This window comes from Pseudoalteromonas sp. SCSIO 43210, from assembly GCF_054133285.1.
This window is the reverse complement of record NZ_CP087225.1, coordinates 2002231-2020373: the sequence shown is the minus strand read 5'-3', so window position 1 is coordinate 2020373 and position 18143 is coordinate 2002231. Positions and strand designations below refer to the sequence as shown.

Here is an 18143-nt window from a genome sequence, read left to right as displayed (position 1 = left end):
ATTATTCCTCGCCTTGGCTGTGAGATGAAGGCATTGAGTGCTCACTCATTTCATGATGCTTTTTACTCATTTGCCCATGTTCACCCATTGCATGGTGTTTTTTGTTCATATCGCCATGCGCCTGCATGTATTTCATCACGATGGTATGAAATAAGGCGTCATCAACTTTTCCGTAATATGCTACTGGGTTATTTTCGCTTGCTTTTGCAAGCTCAACATAATTTGCATGAGTCAGGTTATTAGCGCTTGAATTCGCTTTCACATCACTCACCCACTTATCAAAGTCTGCTTGTGTAGGTGTAGCAATGGCATTAAATTTCATGCCAGTGAAACCTGCGCCGCTGTAATTTGCTGAAAAGCCTTTAAACGTACCTGGCTCATTTGCAATTAAGTGAAGCTTGGTTTCCATCCCAGCCATTGAGTATATTTGACTACCCAATTGCGGAATAAAAAATGAATTCATTGTGCTCTCTGAGGTGATTTTATATTCAACAGGTACATTTGCTGGGAACACTAATTCATTAACCGTAGCAATACCTTGCTCAGGATATATAAATAGCCATTTCCAATTTAATGAAACCACTTCAACAGTAAGATGTTCACCTTTACCTTCAATTGGTTTGTAAGGGTCTAGCTCTTGGGTAGACTGCCAGGTAATAACACCTAAAATGATTACAATAACAATAGGAACAGCCCAAACTGCGGCTTCAATTTTATTTGAATGAGCCCATTTTGGCGCGTAAATTTCATGAGTTTGCGTGTCTCTATATTTCCATGCGAAATACAAAGTCATCACAATAACGGGAACGACTACAAGCAACATAAGCACGGTTGCAATGATGATTAAATTTTTCTCATCTATGCCTATCTGCCCTTTTGGATCGAGTATCCCGCCTTTACAGCCTGACAACGCCAGCACTGTACTAGCTAAAGCAATATTACAAAGGTTACGAATTAACAAGGGAGTATCCTACAAACCTAGAGTTTCAATTTGCTGCTTAAAATAAAAACCAAAGCAACGATTTTTCAATAAAAACCCAAGTTAACTAGAATTAAATTATAAAAATAAGGGGGCTATTCAAAACCTAGAGCTCATGCCATTAATGACCTAGCAACAAACCCAGCTTTCTAAACGCATTTATATAACGTAATAAAAATTAACTTGGGTGAGTGGTGGTTGGCTGAAATGTGTTTAAAAAACACGGAGCTACTTTGTTTTAGCTAACCTTAATTATTTACAGCAAGAACAAATAATTAAAACCAGCAACAAGATGCAGCGTTACAGGCAACCTGTAAAGCTAGGTGGAGCACGACAACCATGTGAAGAGATCACAGGCTGAAGAACTTTAGCCTCGCTAAAAGCAAAGGCTGCTTTACGGAGGATTATGCCAGCACGACGTGCTGGACAAATATGGAACAATAACCAACAAAGGCCAATAAGTAACTGACTTGATATGATCGGATGAGCTAAAAATTGCGCAAGATTAAGTAACAGTGGCTCTACAATAAGCCCATCACTTAATAGCGCTTCAAGCTTGAAGACATCCTCTAATGCACCGCTTAGCAACATTACAGTATTAAACACTAATAAAGTTATAGCTACACACACGCCCTTGCCTGCTTTATTCAAGCGTTCACACGTCTGCGGCTCGCCAGAGGCAAGTTCCGTAGCTGTATGATGCAAAGAAAGTGTGTTCAAAGACATTAACCTACTAAAATGACTATAACAAAATTAGAGTAATACAGTTTGCAATGGAAAAATTTAAAAAAACATTGCTGTTGTAAACCCTAAAACCAAGTGCTAAATACAATCAAATCCAGCTAGCACATATTTACCTAGCGAAAATTGATCCGTATCAACCAAACTTTCAAAACTTACTGAAAGTTCGAACGTGAGTATAACAAAGAGAATTTTCTGTTCAACTAAAAATCAATTAATTTGAGTTAAGCTTTCGAAGCTATTTTGTTAATAAAAAATAACACGATAAAAAACATTTGGTTAGCTCAAATAAAAAACGATTTAAAGAGAAATATTTAATAGGATTATAGGTTTTCAGGAGGGAGTAATAATTATGTCGCACAAATAAAAACAGCCCAAATTCAGTCACCACCGAACTTGAGCCGCCTTTCACACTGACAACATCTTCACACACAATATAAAGATTCTTGGTTTACATTACGTGGCAATTGAAAGGAAATAAAAACAACCCAAATTCAGTCACCACCGAACTTGAGTTGCCTTTCACACTGACAACATCTTCACACACAATATAAAGATTTTTGGTTTACATTACGTGGCAATTGAAAGTAAATAAAAACAACTCAAATTCAGTCACCACCGAACTTGAGTTGCCTTTCACACTGACAACATCTTCACACACAATATAAAGATTTTTGGTTTACATTACGTGGCAATTGTAGGGAATAAAAACAACTCAAGCTAAGTCACCACCGAACTTGAGTTGCCTTTCACACTGACAACATCTTCACACACAATATAAAGATTCTTTTAAGCGAGGCTAAGTTGCCTCAAGCTTATGACTAGAGCCTTGCTCTGTGTCTATGATTAAACTTTAGAGTGTTAGCTCCAATTTGACAAACGAGAAAAATAAACCTAATAGGTGAAAAAAACTAAACTATATACCTTTGTCTAATACATTTAGATTGGATTGCTTTGGAAGCTATGATGTTGAGGCGTTTTACAGACACAAAAAAAGCGCTATAAAGCGCTTTTTAATATTTAAGACAGACTTAAATAATTTGGTTTTCTTTCCAGGCTTGCTCTTTTGCTAAACGGTTTTTGCGTTTATCACATGGATCATCGCAATCACAGGCTTTATCAATACCAACCGAACCTAAACCACCACAGCTGCTTGCCATAGATTTTTTTTGCACGATCATACCAACGGCCATAGCCGAAACTATCAAAATTAGTAAGCCAAAAGTAAGAAGAAAAAGTGACATTGCTTAGCCCCTATTGATCAGCAATAAATTAAGCTCAAAACATTGTTGAGCGACTGCTATTATATACTCAAATAACGTGGAAATAAACAAACCCGCACCATACTATAAATAAGGTTTAAATGCAGGGCTTGAGTAGGTTATTAAACCGTCTTTCGATTTACCTATTAAGTACACGGGTAAATCATGCTGCTCAGCATAAGCTTGCGCTTTATCCATACCCATAACAGTTAATGCTGTCGCAAGACCATCGGCAGTCATAGCACTTGAATGAAGCACGGTTACCGACACTAAGTCGTGCTTAATCGGCATGCCGGTCACGGGATCAATTAAGTGAGTATAAATTTCACCATCCATTTCATAAAAAATACGATAATCACCCGATGTAGCAATACCATTTGTACCTGGCGACAAAACACGGTGTACCTTACGCTCCCCGGGCTGTGCATCTGGTTGCTCTATTGCAATCTTCCAATCTTTATTATTTGGCTTCTCGCCTGCAATTCGTAGCTCACCGCCAATTTCAACCATGTAGTTGGTAATATTGTGGCTTTCTAATAACTGCGCCACCTTATCAATACCGTAGCCTTTAGCCGTTGCCGAAAACGATAACTCTAAGCCTGCCACTTTTTTAGCCAAACCTTGAGCTGTTAGCGTAAGCTTATCAACGCCTATATTTTTAATCATACTTACAAGCTCTTCATCGCTAGGACGATTAGTTGGCTTTTTATCTGGGCCAAACCCCCATAAATCAATTAAAGGCCCCATAGTGACATCAAGTGTTTTGGTTGACTCACCTAACCGAATAGACTCAGATATAACAGCCCTAAAATCTTCACTAATCGGCATAACCTGATTTGCTGGTAATCTGTTGAATGTATTTATCTCAGAGTCATCTATGTAAGTAGACATAGACTGATTAACATCTTTTAAAACAGCGTCTATTTGCGACTGTAACTGTGAGGCAGACAGCTGAACTTGCTCATCATAGTACTTAATATGATAAGTAGTGCCCATAGTCTTACCTTCTAAAAAGGTCTCTTTTGACTCTGGCTTTTCACCACAACCAGACAATAATAAAGTCAGCGTAATTAGCAAAAAGGCCATTATGCCTTGTGAAGTACTTACTCGATTCATAACTGTTCTACTTAATAGATTGATAAAATTAAAGAATAAAAAAGCCTCGTAACACAAGTGCTACGAGGCTGGTATTTTAACCAAAACTAAACTGTTTTGGTATTAGTGTTAGCCACCGAAGTCATCTAGTAAGATATTTTCGTCTTCAACACCTAAATCTTTAAGCATAGTAATAACTGCCGCGTTCATCATTGGAGGACCACACATGTAGTACTCACAATCTTCAGGCGCTTCGTGATCTTTAAGATAATTCTCAAATAACACGTTATGGATAAAGCCAGTGTAGCCTTCCCAGTTATCTTCAGGTTGTGGATCTGAAAGTGCTGTATGCCATACGAAGTTAGGGTTTTCAGCGGCTAAGCCGTCAAAATCTTCTACGTAGAACATTTCACGCTCAGAACGTGCACCATACCAAAAGCTCATCTTACGTTTAGAGTTCAAACGTTTAAGTTGGTCAAAGATATGAGAACGCATTGGCGCCATACCAGCACCACCACCAACAAATACCATCTCTGCATCGGTGTCTTTAGCAAAGAACTCACCAAATGGACCCGAAATAGTTACTTTATCGCCAGCTGCAAGTGACCAAATGTACGAAGACATTTTACCACACGGCAAGCTAAGGTTTCTTGGCGGCGGAGCAGCAATACGCACGTTAAGCATAATGATGCCTTCTTCTTCTGGGTAGTTAGCCATTGAGTAAGCACGAATAGTCTCTTCGTCTACTTTTGACTCCAGATCGAAGAAACCAAAGTGGTTCCAGTCGCCACGATATTCTTCAGGAACATCGAAATCTGCATATTTAACGTGATGAGGTGGCGCTTCGATTTGGATGTAACCACCCGCACGGAACGGCACTGACTCGCCATCTGGAATTTGCAGCTTAAGTTCTTTAATGAACGTTGCTTTGTTATCGTTAGAGATAACTTCACAATCCCACTTCTTAACACCGAAAATTGACTCTTCAAGCTCAATTTCCATGTCGTTTTTAACATTTACCTGACACGCTAAACGACAGCCTTCACGGGCTTCGCCTTTAGATATGTGATCAAGCTCAGTTGGCAGAATATCGCCACCACCTTCTTTAATGTGTACACGACACTGGCCACAAGAGCCACCGCCACCACATGCAGATGATACAAATATACCTGACTCAGATAGCGCGCCTAAAAGCTTACTACCTGCTGATGTTTTAATGGCTTTATCTGGGTCGCCATTAATGCTAATGATAATATCACCACTTGCAACTAACTGAGATTTAGCACCAATGATGACTAAAACCAGTAGTACAACGATAGCGATAAAAACACCAACGCCTAAGAAAATCTGATAATCCATGATTTATCCTCGCTACCTTTACAGTGAAATACCAGAGAATGACATAAAGCCAAGTCCCATTAAACCAACAGTGATGAAGGTAATACCTAAACCACGTAAGCCGTCTGGCACGTCTGAATACTTCATTTTCTCACGGATACCTGCAAGTAATGTAATTGCAAGTGCCCAACCAACACCAGCGCCAATACCATAAACAACAGACTCACCGAAGTTATAGTTACGCTCAACCATGAAAGATACCGCACCAAAGATTGCACAGTTAACTGTGATCAATGGTAAAAAGATACCTAATGCGTTGTAAAGTACTGGGAAGAACTTATCTAATACCATTTCAAGAATTTGCACTAGCGCTGCTATAACGCCAATGAAAGTTAAGAAACGTAAAAAGCTAAGGTCTGCATCAGGATAACCAAGCCACGTAAGTGAACCTGGTGCTAATACAGCATGGTAAACTAAGTTATTAACAGGTACTGAAATACCTAAAACAACGATAACCGCTACACCTAGGCCAATTGAAGTAGTCACTTTTTTTGATACTGCTAAAAAAGTACACATGCCTAAGAAAAATGATAACGCTAAGTTTTCAATAAAAACGGCTTTTACAAATAAACTAATATAATGTTCCACTGTGTGCCCCTTACGCTTTAGCTTCTACTTGGTCTTTCTTATAAGTACGAAGTACCCATATGAATAAACCAATGATGAAGAATGCACTCGGTGGTAATATCAATAGACCCATAGGTTGATACCAACCGCCATCTTGTACTAATGGGATAATATCAACACCGAATAGTGTTCCTTTACCGAATAGCTCACGAATGAAACCAACAGTAAGTAAAACAACAGAATAGCCTAAACCATTACCAATACCGTCAAGGAATGACATTAGTGGTGGCGACTTCATCGCATATGCTTCAGCACGACCCATTACAATACAGTTAGTAATAATTAGACCAACGAAGACTGAAAGCTCTTTAGCCGTAGCATAAGAAAACGCTTGCAGTACTTGGTCAACAACAATAACTAATGATGCAATAATCGTCATTTGTACAATGATACGTACTGACGATGGGATCTGGTTACGAATAGTCGAGATAAAGAAGCTCGAAAACGCAGTTACCAAGGTCAATGCTATTGACATGATTAACGCATTTTTTAAGCTAGACGTTACCGCTAACGCAGAACAAATACCCAGTACTTGTAGTGCGATTGGGTTGTTAGCTAAAACCGGACCAAATAGGACCGCCTTCATTTCTTTAGTATCAGCCATTATTTCAATGCTCCTTTACGTACTTTCGCAAGGAAAGGGCCAAAGCCGTTTTCGCCAGTCCAAAAGTCAACTGCATGTTCAACACCGTTAGACGTTAATGTAGCACCTGAAAGACCATCGATCTTATGCTCATTATCGCCCGCAGTACCTTTAACAATTTGAATTGGTAGCTCTTTACCTTGCCACGTAGCAGTCCACTGTGGATTTTGAATTTCACCACCTAAGCCAGGCGTTTCATTATGCTTGTAGAAAATAATGTTTTTAACTGTTTCGCCATCGCTTTCAAGCGAGATAAAACCGTACATTAAGCCCCATAAGCCGTAGCCCTGAATAGGAAGAATGATTGCATCAATAGAGCCATCTTCTTTTTTCGAGATATACACCGGTGACTCTTTAGTCACACGTTGAATACCAGCAATGTCTTTAACGCCTTTCTCTTGAAGAGAAACACTTAGCGCTGCATCGTATTTGCTTTTTTCAAAATCAAAGATTGTTGGGTCTGTGTCTACAAACTCACCTGTGGTCATATTTACAACGCGCGCTTCAATTTTAGCATTAAATGTATCAGATACATTTTCAACTTTATCGATGCCTGCCGCTGCTAAGATATTGCTTTGAATATCTTTATTTTTATTAGCTTGCTGTAAAGGACGAAGCTGTACAGAAGCAAACGATACAATGATTGCACACACTAAACATAGTGCTACAACAACTGCTAACGTTTTACCGATTGATTCGTTATTACTAGACATTACGTGCCAACCTCCGCTTGATATTAGCTTGCACTACAAAGTGATCGAACAGTGGAGCAAATAAGTTAGCAAATAAAATTGCTAGCATCATACCTTCTGGGAAAGCAGGATTCACAACACGGATAAGAACCACCATAAGACCAATTAGTAAACCGTATGCAAATTTACCTTTATTAGTAAATGCAGCCGATACAGGGTCTGTAGCCATAAAGAACATACCAAACGCAAAACCACCAAGCACTAAATGCCAATACCAAGGCATTGCAAATACAGGGTTAGTTTCTGAGCCAACAGCATTTAGTAAGAATGCCGTTGCTACCATACCAAGGAATACACCTAGTACGATACGCCAAGAAGCGATGCGAACGTAAATTAAGAATAAACCACCTACAAGTAATGCAAGTGTCGATGTTTCACCAACAGAACCTTGAATGAAACCGTAAAATGCATTCCACCATAATTCCATGTTTGAAAAATCAAGTGTGCCAACAAAAGCTTGGCCTAGCATAGTCGCACCAGAGAAAGAATCTACTGCAGTCCATACTGTGTCACCCGAAATTTGCGCCGGGTATGCGAAGAATAAGAACGCACGGCCAGCCAAAGCAGGGTTTAAGAAGTTACGACCAGTACCACCAAAAATTTCTTTAGCGATTACTACACCAAACGTGATACCTAGTGCAACTTGCCATAAAGGAATTGTTGCAGGTAAAATAAGTGCAAATAATACAGAAGTAACGAAGAAACCTTCATTAATTTCATGCTTACGCACAGAAGCAAAAATCACTTCCCAAAAACCACCTACAGCAAACGTGACTGCGTAAATTGGTAGGAAGAAACATGCTCCGTAGAACATTTTAGCGCCCCAGCCTGCATTAGCGGTTAATTCACCACCAAAGAACTGAAACAGACCAACCTGCCACGAATTTGCTAGTTCAAAACCTTGTGCTAAAGCACCTGCGGCCTGGTGACCGATGTTGAACATACCAAAAAACATAGCAGGGAACGTCGCCATCCACACTAAAATCATCATACGTTTTAGGTCGATATTATCGCGTACGTGTGTCTTGCCTTTATTTACATAGCCTGGTGTATAAAAAATAGTTGCAGCTGCTTCATACAGTGCATAAAATTTTTCATATTTTCCACCGGCTTCAAAATTCGGCTCGATATCTTCTAGATATTTTTTTAAACCCATCTCTCTAGCCTTCCTTCTCGATCGTAGTTAAGCAATCGCGCAGGATAGAACCATACTCGTATTTGCCAGGACAAACGAAGGTACATAACGCTAAATCTTCTTCATCAAGTTCAAGCGCGCCCAGTGAAATTGCACTATCTAAATCGCGTGCAATTAAGTCACGTAATAATAGTGTAGGCAAAATATCTAACGGCATCACGCGCTCGTAGCTACCAATTGGAACCATGGCACGTTTTGAACCACCTGTAGACGTTGTCATTTTAAATAAACGACTCGGTGTAAGGTGAGAAAGGAATGTACGCGTTACAGAGAATTTATCACTACCTGGTGCAATCCAGCCAAATAGTTCTTTTTCGCGACCTTCAAGTAATACAGATACTTGAACGTGGTAACGACCTAAGAACGCATTAACACCGTTTGAAGTAGCGCCAGATAAAACAGAACCAGAAATAACACGGTTATCACCGTCTTCTAATTCTCCAGCAACTAAATCATCCAATGAAGCACCTAATTGTGTTTTCACTAAACGTGGGTTTTTAACACGAGGACCTGCAAGCGAAACAACACGGTTTGTGTAAATTTCACCCGTAAGGAATAAGTGACCATACGCAATAACGTCTTGGTAACCAATATGCCAAACTTGTTTACTAGCAGATACAGGGTCAAGATTATGGATATGAGTGCCTACAAGGCCAGCAGGGTGCACACCACCAAACTCATGTACTTCTACTTGAGCGATAGATGAGCTAGGAACTTGACTGCCAACTTGCTTACAAACAAATACTTTTCCATCAGTCAAACGCGATATAACGGCTAAACCCGCTTCGAATGCTTGCGCATTATCAGCAATAACTACCGCAGGATCTGCAGCAAGAGGATTAGTGTCGATAGCGGTCACAAAGATAGAGCTAGGATTTGCATCCACAGCCGCAACTTTGCTGAATGGGCGAGCACGAAGTGCCGTCCACTGACCAGACTGGATAAGTACTTCTTTAGCTTTTTCACGATCTAAGCTCGTAAGCTCAGTGTCAGAGAAAGAGTCAAAGGTGATTTGCTCACTGCCGTCTACTTCAATAACAACAGATTGCAGCACACGTTTAGCACCACGATTTATTTCTTTTACAACACCAGAAGCTGGTGCGGTAAATAGGACGCCGGGGTTCTTTTTATCTTCAAAAAGTACCTGGCCTTTTTTAACTTGGTCATCCATACGGATATGCATGGTTGGACGCATACCAATAAACTCTTCACCTAGCACAGCTACACGTTTGACGGGAGAACCGTCGTGAATAACTTGCTGAGGTGCGCCCTCTATGGGTAAATCCAGACCTTTTTTTATGTTGATCATACGCACTTGCACTACATTAACGGAAAGAAACTGAAAAATCGTACCAACCACGTCGCCATTTGAGCTATCCCAAGTTATATCTATGTATACAAAGAACAACTTGCTATGAATACTAAACAAGCAACGCGGTAAAAACTCTTCACATATTGCCTTAATTTTAACATCATTGTGGGCGACTATGCGAGTCTAATTATGAAAATTATACGACAGAAACACTTATTTAGTTTTGTTATGTGTATTTAATAAAATTTAAGTTAGACCAAAGTGGTAGCTTAAGCAAAGAATGACATTTTTTAATCACAATTGTTCAAAAAAGCCCGCAAAACAAAAAAGTCGCACTCAGCGACTTTTTAATTACATATTTGCAAATATGGTTAATCAATCATATTTGCAATTGGTTTGACCGAATCCACATCTTGATCGTAATCAACTCCGTCAATACCAAAGCCAAATAAACGTAAAAATTCGTTATGGTAACCAACATAATCGGTTAACTCATCAATTGAGCTTGTATCTACGCTATCCCAAACAGCTTGAACACGTGCTTGCACATCGTCTTCTAATTCTTTGTAGTTTTGAAATAAGTGGCCACCTTCATCAAAGCGTGGGTTATCACCATATAAGTTCTCACTAAATAAAGCCTGAATTTGCTCAATTGTACCTTCATAAGTACCATCTGCTTTCATTACTTTAAATAATGCTGAAATGTATAAAGGCATAATAGGAATAGCCGAGCTTGCTTGTGTTACCACAGCATTAAGAGACGATACATAGGCTTCGCCATTTAAATCTTTTGTAGATTCTTTAATTGCAGCAGTTGCTCGGTCTAAATCTTCTTTAGCCTTACCAATAGTAGCGTGTCCGTATATTGGCCATGTTAGCTCTTTACCAATATAAGTGTAGGCCGTAGTTTTAAAGTTATCAGCTAATACGTCGGCTTCTTTTAATGCGTCAATCCACATTTCCCAATCTTCACCGCCCATTACTTTAATGGTGTTGTCGATATCGTCCTGGTTTGCCGCTTCAACAGTAATTTCATCAATTTCACGCTTTGACGTATTAAGGTTTTTAGTTGTAACTGCGTTACCAATCGGCTTAAGTGTAGAGGAGAACACTTCACCCGTATTTGGATCAGTACGACGAGGAGACGCCAAGCTATAAATAATACAATCTACTTTGCCCAAATCTGCTTTAATAGTGTCGATTGCTTTTTGTTTGATTTCGTTAGAAAACGCATCACCATTAATATTTTTAGACCAAAGACCCGCTTCGTCAGCTGCTTCTTGGAATGCTGCAGTATTGTACCAACCAGCAGAACCTGTTTTACGTTCAGTGCCTTCTTTTTCAAAGAAAATACCGAGTGTTTTAGCGCCGCCACCAAATGCAGCTGTGATACGCGACGCCAAGCCGTAGCCTGTAGATGCGCCAATAACTAATACATTTTTTGGTGCGTTTTTTAACACGCCTTGTTGTTTTACATAGTTAATTTGTTCTTGAACATGCTCGCTACATCCCGTTGGGTGTGCGTTGGTACAGATAAATCCACGAATTTTAGGCTTAATGACCATTGATGATCCTATATCTTTTACAATAAAAATTAGCGCTAGTTTAAAGGCTAATACTAAAAACACTGATCTGATCAGTTAATCACTAATCAGATACTTCAAAAAAATACTTAGCTAATTTTAGAGCCGCCCATACAATTAGGCGAATCAGGTGCTTCTCCGCCCTGCTCGGTATACTCATCCGGTGTATAAGTATGGATAGCGAGTGCGTGAATATGATTTGCTAACTCATCTTTTAATATTTCATTAATTTCACGATGGCGTTGTAATAGGCGTTTGCCGGCAAATTCTTCACTTACCACAATAACTTTAAAATGTGACTCGGTGCCTTTGCTGTGCATGTGACTTTCGTTAATTACATTTAAATGCTTACAGGCAATTGCGCTGCTGATTTTTTCTTGAATTTGTTGCTGCATTGACATAAAAACCATTTTTGTAGTTAAGTTATGTTGTTATCATAACAACTAGCCAAGCCTATTGGCTAACTAAAATTGAGCTTGCTTGATTTGCTTTATGCATCTAAACGTTAAGCTAATTCGTGGGTGAGCCAATGTAGTTTGCTTTGGGATTGCATGTTGATAATCACGCTGACTGTCGCCACTCATGACTAAACAGCTACCACTTTGCAGCTTTAAATCGGTTACTTTATTTGTCGATTTTTGTTTAAGCTTTAAAACACGCTCTGCTCCAAGTGATACACACACAATAGTAGGTTGATGGCCCAGCTCTATTTCGTCATCACTGTGCCAGCCCATAGTATCGTTACCATCTCGGTAATAATTAACTAATAAAGAATTTAATGGCTGATTTAAATGTTTTTCTAAGCGCTTACGCATTGCTAATAAAATATCAGGCCAAGGCTCTACTATTAGCTTACTATGCGAATAACCATATTCAAAATTATGCTCGCTAATAAAGCATTGAAGTCGGGGAATTGGGCCTGTTTTAGAATAAACGGTGACGTCGGGTTGCTGCCAAACTAGGTTTTTTTGTAAATAATAAAATAAATCGAGGCTTTTTTGCGCGCTAAGTGCCCTACTTTGATAAGAAAAGCCATTTGGTAACTGTTGGGGGTTGGCGTTTTGCCGTTGCATGTTAGAATTTACCTACATTAGTTTACTGATCAAATACCATTATGACGACGCAAGCCCAGCTAGGCGATAAAACCTTTACTCTTGAACGCTTTCCTTTGGATCAAAAAAACCGCAGTTTACAAGCGTGGGATTCAGCCGATGAGTACCTTATCAATTATGTTAACGAACATCACCCTGATTGTCGCTCACTGCTTATTTTAAACGATAGCTTTGGTGCACTTGCTTGTAGTTTTAATCAATTAACGGTTTGTTCAGTTAATGATTCTTATATTAGCCATCAAGCAGTGGCATATAACTTACAAATAAACAAACTATCCACGGCGCAATTTAGCCAAATAGATAGCCTGTCTGCATTGCCTGAAGACATAGATTTAGTGCTAATAAAAATACCGCGTAACGTAGGTTTTTTGCAATTTCAACTAAGTGAATTAAGCGAAATACTTGCACCTGGTACACCCGTAATTGCAGCCGGTAAAACAAAAGAAATTCATAATTCAACAATAAAATCGTTTGAGCAATTTATTGGTGAAACAAAAACAAGTTTAGCGGTTAAAAAATCACGTCTTATATTAAGCACTGCAAAAGGTGGGTATAAAGCAGCTGATTTCCCTATTACTTGGCCACTTGAAGGCACTGAATTTAATATAACAAATCATGCAAATGTGTTTTCACGTGATTCGTTAGATATAGGTGCTCGATTCTTTTTCAACTATTTACCAGAAACCAAGAAAGAAACTAGCATAATCGATTTAGGTTGTGGTAATGGTGTTGTAGGTGTTATGGCGCTTGCTCGTTGCCCTAAAGCATCTGTCACATTTGTTGATGAATCATACATGGCGGTTGAATCTGCACGTTTAAATGTAGAACAAAACATGCCTGAGCAGTTTGATAATTGCCAATTTATTGAAAACGATTGCTTGACCGACTTTGATCAAGACAGTGTGGATATGGTGCTATGTAACCCACCATTTCATCAAGCGCAAGCTGTAACAGACCACATAGCGTGGCAAATGTTTAAACAAGCAAAAGAAACCTTAAAACAAGGTGGCGAATTACGTATTATTGGTAACCGTCATTTAGATTATCACGACAAACTAAACCGTATGTTTGGGAACTGTAAACTACTTGGCTCCAACAAGAAATTTGTAGTACTTAGTGCCACTAAAAATTATTAGGAATTTAATGATTAAAATTACTTTTAGCCTATGTGCGTTACTTGTACTAGCTGGCTGTACTAGTCAGCCTAATCAAGTGATCCTTAACCCGGTTTATAAAAATGGCCAGATTAGTACAATTAACAGCAGTTTAAGTACCAGCGTGATTGATTTACGTGGTGACACTGCAACGCTTAAGCTGATTGAATCTGATAAAACTAAAACGTTTGCAAGTCAAGGTATTACAGAGTCAGTTAAAAGCGTTTTAGATAGCGCGCTGAGTCGAAACGGAGCAAGTATTTCAAACCTAGCGACTGTGCGTTTTGAAGTAGATATTCATGCACTGCAAGCTGTGGTAACAGAAAAACTAGTAAGCCACACCAGTGAAGCTCAGATAGAGCTTGGTGTTCGTGTTATTCGCGCTTCAAGCAATTTTAGTAAGGTGTACCGAGGTAGTGCTAATTTAGAAGGCCCATTTAGTCATGAGCGAGCAAAAGTAGAAGGCCAGCTCAATAAGTTGACTGAGCAAATGATTACCCGCATTGTATCAGATCCTGAATTAATAGAATTTTTAGAAGGTTAAACATGAAACGACTTTTTTTAATCTGTTTCGGCCTATTTTTTAGCGCAAGTAGCTTAGCAGCCCAAGAAGGCCGCTTTGTGCAAAAAGATAATATTTTTCCGCGCGTCGAAATCGTAACCTCAATGGGCAGTATCGTAGTCGAGCTTGATCGCTCAAGAGCCCCTATTACAGTCAATAACTTTTTAACGTACGTGTCAGATAAAAGTTACCAGGGGAGTGTTTTCCACCGTATTGAGCGTGATGTAGAAAATGATCGCGATTTTGTTATTCAAGGTGGCGGGTACGACAAAGACTACGATGGTTTACATGAAAACGATCCTATTTTTAACGAAAGTGGTAATGGCTTAAAAAATGACATGTACAGTATAGCCATGGCATATCAGGACAGAGAGCCGCATTCTGGTACTCGTCAGTTCTTTTTTAATATGGACAATAACGACCATTTAAATCCAGATAAAGACTGGGGATTTGCCGTATTTGGTAATGTAATGGATGGCTACGACACACTTGATAAAATAATGGTTGTCGAAACAGGCTTTAACGAAAAAATTGGTTACGATTTCGTGCCAAAAGTACCTGTTGTTATCTTAAATATAAAAGTCCTTGAGCAAGTACCATTATAATTAATGAGCTGTAGTTTAACTACACCCAATCGCCAATGAGGCCCTATGAGCAAAACTCTCTCTATTAGCGAATATTTTTCTTACTTTAAAGACAAACGCTTAATCAATATTTTTATATTTGGTATGAGCAGTGGTTTTCCTTGGGTTTTAATTGGCTCAGTGCTGTCGGCTTGGTTAAAGGATGAAGGCCTAAGTCGCAGTATGATTGGCCTATTTGGCATTGTATTTGGGGCTTACAGTATAAACTTTTTATGGTCGCCACTCATTGACCGGACCAAGCTCCCTATTTTATATAAATGGCTTGGCCAACGTCGTAGCTGGATACTATTATGCCAAAGCTTTATCTTAATTGGCACGTTACTATTAGCTGGACTTGATTTAAAAACTAACTTAGCGCTTGTTGCCGTAATTTGCTTATTAATCGCCATTGCTTCTGCTACGCAAGATATTGCAATTGACGCATTTAGAATTGACACTCTCAGTGAAAACGAATCTCATAAAGCTACGGCAGCCGCCGCAATGGCAACATCTGGTTGGTGGACAGGTTATGCGCTTTTAGGTGCTATTCCATTTTATATGGCTGATATCCCCTCGCTTGACTGGCCCCAAATATATTATTTTTTAGCCGCTATAATTTTGCTGTTAATGGGTGGAGCTTTGTTCGCAAAAGAGCCTAAGTCAAACAGAGAAGCCGTGCATGCTGAGCTTGAGCGTGTATACCTTGAAAAACTTTCATCAACAAAACAAACCCCACTTACAAAAACAGTTGCGTGGCTCGCGGTAACCGTTATTGATCCCTTTAGAGCCTTTTTCACTAAAAACGGCGTTAAAACTGCACTTGCGTTACTTGCATTTATTTTCTTATTTAAGATAGGTGAAGCGTTTTTGGGCCGCATGTCTATTGTGTTTTATAAAGAAATTGGTTTTAGTAATAGCGATATTGCTACATTTTCAAAAGTAGGCACTGCCGTACTTACCATTATATTTACCTTTGTTGGCAGCTTATTTAATCAAAAATATGGCATTGTTAAAGGTTTATTTATAAGTGGTATTGCAATGGCAGCATCAAACTTAGCATTTTCATGGATTGCTTTAGTTGGACCTGACTTAAGGCTGTATGCCTTTGCTATTGTTATTGATGGATTTACACAAGCGTGGTCGTTAGTGGCAATGGTCGCGTTTATATCAATGCTTTGTGATAGGGCATTTAGCGCAACTCACTATGCGTTGCTAGCATCATTAGGGAACTTAGGAAGAACGTTGCTTTCAAGTTATAGTGGTGTAGTAATAGATGATTGGTTGGCAGGTAATTGGTCGCTATTTTTTATTCTTACAGCGTTAATGGTTTTACCATCGTTACTATTTTTGTACTTAATTAGGCACAAGCTGTATGAACTTGAGCGAAATTATCATCAAAAAAATTAAGAAATATAATGCATCCCTGCATTAATTTACTGCCTAGAACATTTATATAACTCATAAATGAACTAAACAATCACATAATTAATCTACTTTCAGCAAATTTAATGCTTCATGTGGATCAACGTCTAGTGCAGTACAATAGCGAACAAATTCAATAACATCTAAACGGCGCTCTTGATTTTCAATTTTACCGATAAACGAATGAGGTGTACCTAGCACTTGTGCAAGGCTGCGCATTGTATGCCCTTTTTCATGGCGCTTACTCTTAAGCCACTTTGTTAGCTTTGCGTTTTCTTCTGAAGAAACGGTTTTGCCCATCATTTTACATCTCCTACTCGATGATTTGACATACCCATTAAAGCAGTAGCCTATCAATAGCTGTAGGTAAGTAAGCAGCGCTACTTAATTTCACTTCAATAGCAAGGTGTTGCAGTTAAGCACTGTTGCCACTTACTTCTACCCACTTAGCTAAAAGCTACGCTAAAAATGTGGTATAAGTTTGTTTTTATTGAGAATGAAATTTTGCCCGTCTCATTCTTGGATACATTATATACTATTAATACTTTGGTTGAATGATTAATTGCGTTGTTCGGTACAAAATTAACTTGAGCGAATGTTTATAAACACTGAATATCCATCCATTTTCATCAAAAATTGAATTTTTTATGATTTTGTTTCATTTTAATGCGACATGTTTATTATTGAGTCTTATTAATTTTAAAAGGTTGAGTCATGTTCAGGATACTATTTTTATTGCCAATTTTACTGTGCTTAGGTTGGTATCTTTTTTTGCGCAATAACGGGGTTCCAATTAAACAAGGTAAAAAAGGCTTTATGTATATTTTAGCTTTTTCTGCGTTTGTGCTCGGCTTTTTTATATTTATTATGCAAATAACCGAATACGCACCAACTGATTTATAGGCATTAAAAAAGCCGCAAAAGCGGCTTTAATCTATTTAGCGTTTGGCTGTTAAACGCTAAAGCTTGCACCACAACCACAGGTTGTTGTTGCATTTGGATTAGATACAAAAAAGCGTGCGCCTTCTAATCCTTCAGTGTAATCAACCTCACCATCAACCAAATATTGAATACTCATAGGATCAACAACTAGGGTTACACCATTTTTTACTATTTCTAAATCGCCGGGGTTTGCTTTTTCATCAAAAGTAAAACCATATTGAAAACCTGAACAACCACCGCCTGTGACATAAACACGCAGTTTTAGCTCTGGATTTTCTTCTTCGTCGATTAACTGTTTAACGCGAACAGCTGCTGCATCGCTGAACTTAATTGGTAATTCTTCTGACATTTTAAAACCCTCAATATCGTAATGACGTGATTATCTAATACCCGAGTGTTTTAATCAAGTATAGTAAAACAACTCTTTACCCTAATCTAATGTCGCATGTATTATGAACTTGGCGTAGCTTTAACCAAGCTAAAAAAATTGATACAAAACTGAGCTCTAAAAAGATCTAATAGACTGATTGATTTGGATTTTAGGAGCATTTTGACCTTTCCGAATTATAATTAGTTCAATTTACGAACAATTCAATTACAACTTAAAACTTCTGTTAGTCAATACTGCTTAGAAAGGGCTGCACATATTTGATATTTATGCGTCATGATCTCCTATTTATGGAAATAACCACACTACATGTATTCTACTCAGCCTAAAAATCAAACATACTGCTAAAAAGT

At 38.7% G+C, this 18143-nt stretch carries 20 protein-coding genes; 5 read left to right on the top strand and 15 right to left on the bottom strand.

Annotated features, from left to right (window positions below):
• Position 1 precedes the first annotated feature (1 nt).
• The 13 genes from cyoA to LOS73_RS08575 form a co-directional block, all read right to left on the bottom strand.
• On the bottom strand, positions 2 to 961 hold the full coding sequence (cyoA, locus tag LOS73_RS08635; RefSeq protein WP_033032197.1) for a ubiquinol oxidase subunit II: 960 nt from the start codon (positions 959 to 961) through the stop codon (positions 2 to 4).
• 318 nt (positions 962 to 1279) lie between these two features.
• Positions 1280 to 1699, bottom strand: a complete 420-nt coding sequence (locus LOS73_RS08630; protein ID WP_457934952.1) for a hypothetical protein — start codon at positions 1697 to 1699, stop codon at positions 1280 to 1282.
• A gap of 1052 nt (positions 1700 to 2751) precedes the next feature.
• Positions 2752 to 2964, bottom strand: a complete 213-nt coding sequence (nqrM, locus tag LOS73_RS08625) for a (Na+)-NQR maturation NqrM (protein ID WP_007376137.1) — start codon at positions 2962 to 2964, stop codon at positions 2752 to 2754.
• A gap of 102 nt (positions 2965 to 3066) precedes the next feature.
• Positions 3067 to 4098 (bottom strand): FAD:protein FMN transferase, encoded by a 1032-nt coding sequence (locus tag LOS73_RS08620; RefSeq protein WP_457934834.1) that lies wholly within the window; start codon positions 4096 to 4098, stop codon positions 3067 to 3069.
• Positions 4099 to 4206: 108 nt separating this feature from the next.
• On the bottom strand, positions 4207 to 5436 hold the full coding sequence (gene nqrF / locus LOS73_RS08615) for an NADH:ubiquinone reductase (Na(+)-transporting) subunit F (protein WP_457934833.1): 1230 nt from the start codon (positions 5434 to 5436) through the stop codon (positions 4207 to 4209).
• An 18-nt stretch (positions 5437 to 5454) separates the two neighbouring features.
• Positions 5455 to 6063 (bottom strand): NADH:ubiquinone reductase (Na(+)-transporting) subunit E, encoded by a 609-nt coding sequence (gene nqrE, locus LOS73_RS08610; protein WP_007376134.1) that lies wholly within the window; start codon positions 6061 to 6063, stop codon positions 5455 to 5457.
• Positions 6064 to 6073: 10 nt separating this feature from the next.
• Positions 6074 to 6706, bottom strand: coding sequence for an NADH:ubiquinone reductase (Na(+)-transporting) subunit D (locus tag LOS73_RS08605; RefSeq protein ID WP_007376133.1), 633 nt, complete (start codon positions 6704 to 6706; stop codon positions 6074 to 6076).
• Positions 6706 to 7458, bottom strand: coding sequence for a Na(+)-translocating NADH-quinone reductase subunit C (locus LOS73_RS08600; RefSeq protein WP_007376132.1), 753 nt, complete (start codon positions 7456 to 7458; stop codon positions 6706 to 6708). The genes LOS73_RS08605 and LOS73_RS08600 overlap by 1 nt, the downstream gene beginning before the upstream one ends.
• Positions 7451 to 8653 carry an NADH:ubiquinone reductase (Na(+)-transporting) subunit B gene (locus LOS73_RS08595; protein ID WP_007376131.1) on the bottom strand — a complete coding sequence of 401 codons (1203 nt, stop codon included), beginning with the start codon at positions 8651 to 8653 and terminating at the stop codon, positions 7451 to 7453. Before LOS73_RS08595 ends, LOS73_RS08600 begins: the two co-directional genes overlap by 8 nt.
• A 4-nt stretch (positions 8654 to 8657) precedes the next feature.
• Positions 8658 to 10001, bottom strand: a complete 1344-nt coding sequence (locus tag LOS73_RS08590) for a Na(+)-translocating NADH-quinone reductase subunit A (RefSeq protein WP_149606597.1) — start codon at positions 9999 to 10001, stop codon at positions 8658 to 8660.
• A gap of 374 nt (positions 10002 to 10375) precedes the next feature.
• Positions 10376 to 11569 (bottom strand): enoyl-ACP reductase FabV, encoded by a 1194-nt coding sequence (gene fabV, locus LOS73_RS08585; protein WP_007376129.1) that lies wholly within the window; start codon positions 11567 to 11569, stop codon positions 10376 to 10378.
• Positions 11570 to 11676: 107 nt separating this feature from the next.
• On the bottom strand, positions 11677 to 11988 hold the full coding sequence (locus tag LOS73_RS08580) for a BolA family protein (RefSeq protein WP_033015006.1): 312 nt from the start codon (positions 11986 to 11988) through the stop codon (positions 11677 to 11679).
• A 63-nt stretch (positions 11989 to 12051) separates the two neighbouring features.
• Positions 12052 to 12660, bottom strand: a complete 609-nt coding sequence (locus tag LOS73_RS08575; RefSeq protein WP_008133956.1) for an alpha-ketoglutarate-dependent dioxygenase AlkB family protein — start codon at positions 12658 to 12660, stop codon at positions 12052 to 12054.
• Between the two features lie 41 nt (positions 12661 to 12701).
• Here LOS73_RS08575 and LOS73_RS08570 point away from each other — a divergent pair, with 41 nt between their 5' ends.
• From LOS73_RS08570 to LOS73_RS08555, 4 genes are read left to right on the top strand one after another with little or no spacing between them, the layout of a single operon-like run.
• Entirely contained in the window at positions 12702 to 13835 is a 1134-nt protein-coding gene (locus tag LOS73_RS08570) for a methyltransferase (RefSeq protein WP_007376125.1), read from the top strand.
• A gap of 7 nt (positions 13836 to 13842) precedes the next feature.
• Positions 13843 to 14397 carry a YajG family lipoprotein gene (locus LOS73_RS08565; protein ID WP_457934832.1) on the top strand — a complete coding sequence of 185 codons (555 nt, stop codon included), beginning with the start codon at positions 13843 to 13845 and terminating at the stop codon, positions 14395 to 14397.
• A gap of 2 nt (positions 14398 to 14399) precedes the next feature.
• Positions 14400 to 15020, top strand: coding sequence for a peptidylprolyl isomerase (locus LOS73_RS08560; protein WP_007376123.1), 621 nt, complete (start codon positions 14400 to 14402; stop codon positions 15018 to 15020).
• 45 nt (positions 15021 to 15065) lie between these two features.
• Complete coding sequence (locus tag LOS73_RS08555) at positions 15066 to 16445, top strand: AmpG family muropeptide MFS transporter (RefSeq protein WP_007376122.1); 1380 nt, start codon at positions 15066 to 15068, stop codon at positions 16443 to 16445.
• 78 nt (positions 16446 to 16523) lie between these two features.
• Here the strand turns inward: LOS73_RS08555 and LOS73_RS08550 are convergent, their stop codons facing one another.
• Positions 16524 to 16763: a helix-turn-helix domain-containing protein gene (locus tag LOS73_RS08550; RefSeq protein WP_007376121.1), complete on the bottom strand. Its 240-nt coding sequence runs from the start codon at positions 16761 to 16763 to the stop codon at positions 16524 to 16526.
• A 411-nt stretch (positions 16764 to 17174) separates the two neighbouring features.
• Here LOS73_RS08550 and LOS73_RS08545 point away from each other — a divergent pair, with 411 nt between their 5' ends.
• A complete protein-coding gene (locus LOS73_RS08545) occupies positions 17175 to 17363 on the top strand; it encodes a hypothetical protein (RefSeq protein WP_033014996.1) in 189 nt (62 codons plus the stop codon).
• A 49-nt stretch (positions 17364 to 17412) separates the two neighbouring features.
• On the opposite strand, the gene erpA is transcribed toward LOS73_RS08545, so the two are convergent.
• Positions 17413 to 17751 (bottom strand): iron-sulfur cluster insertion protein ErpA, encoded by a 339-nt coding sequence (erpA, locus tag LOS73_RS08540; RefSeq protein WP_007376119.1) that lies wholly within the window; start codon positions 17749 to 17751, stop codon positions 17413 to 17415.
• Positions 17752 to 18143: the final 392 nt, after the last annotated feature.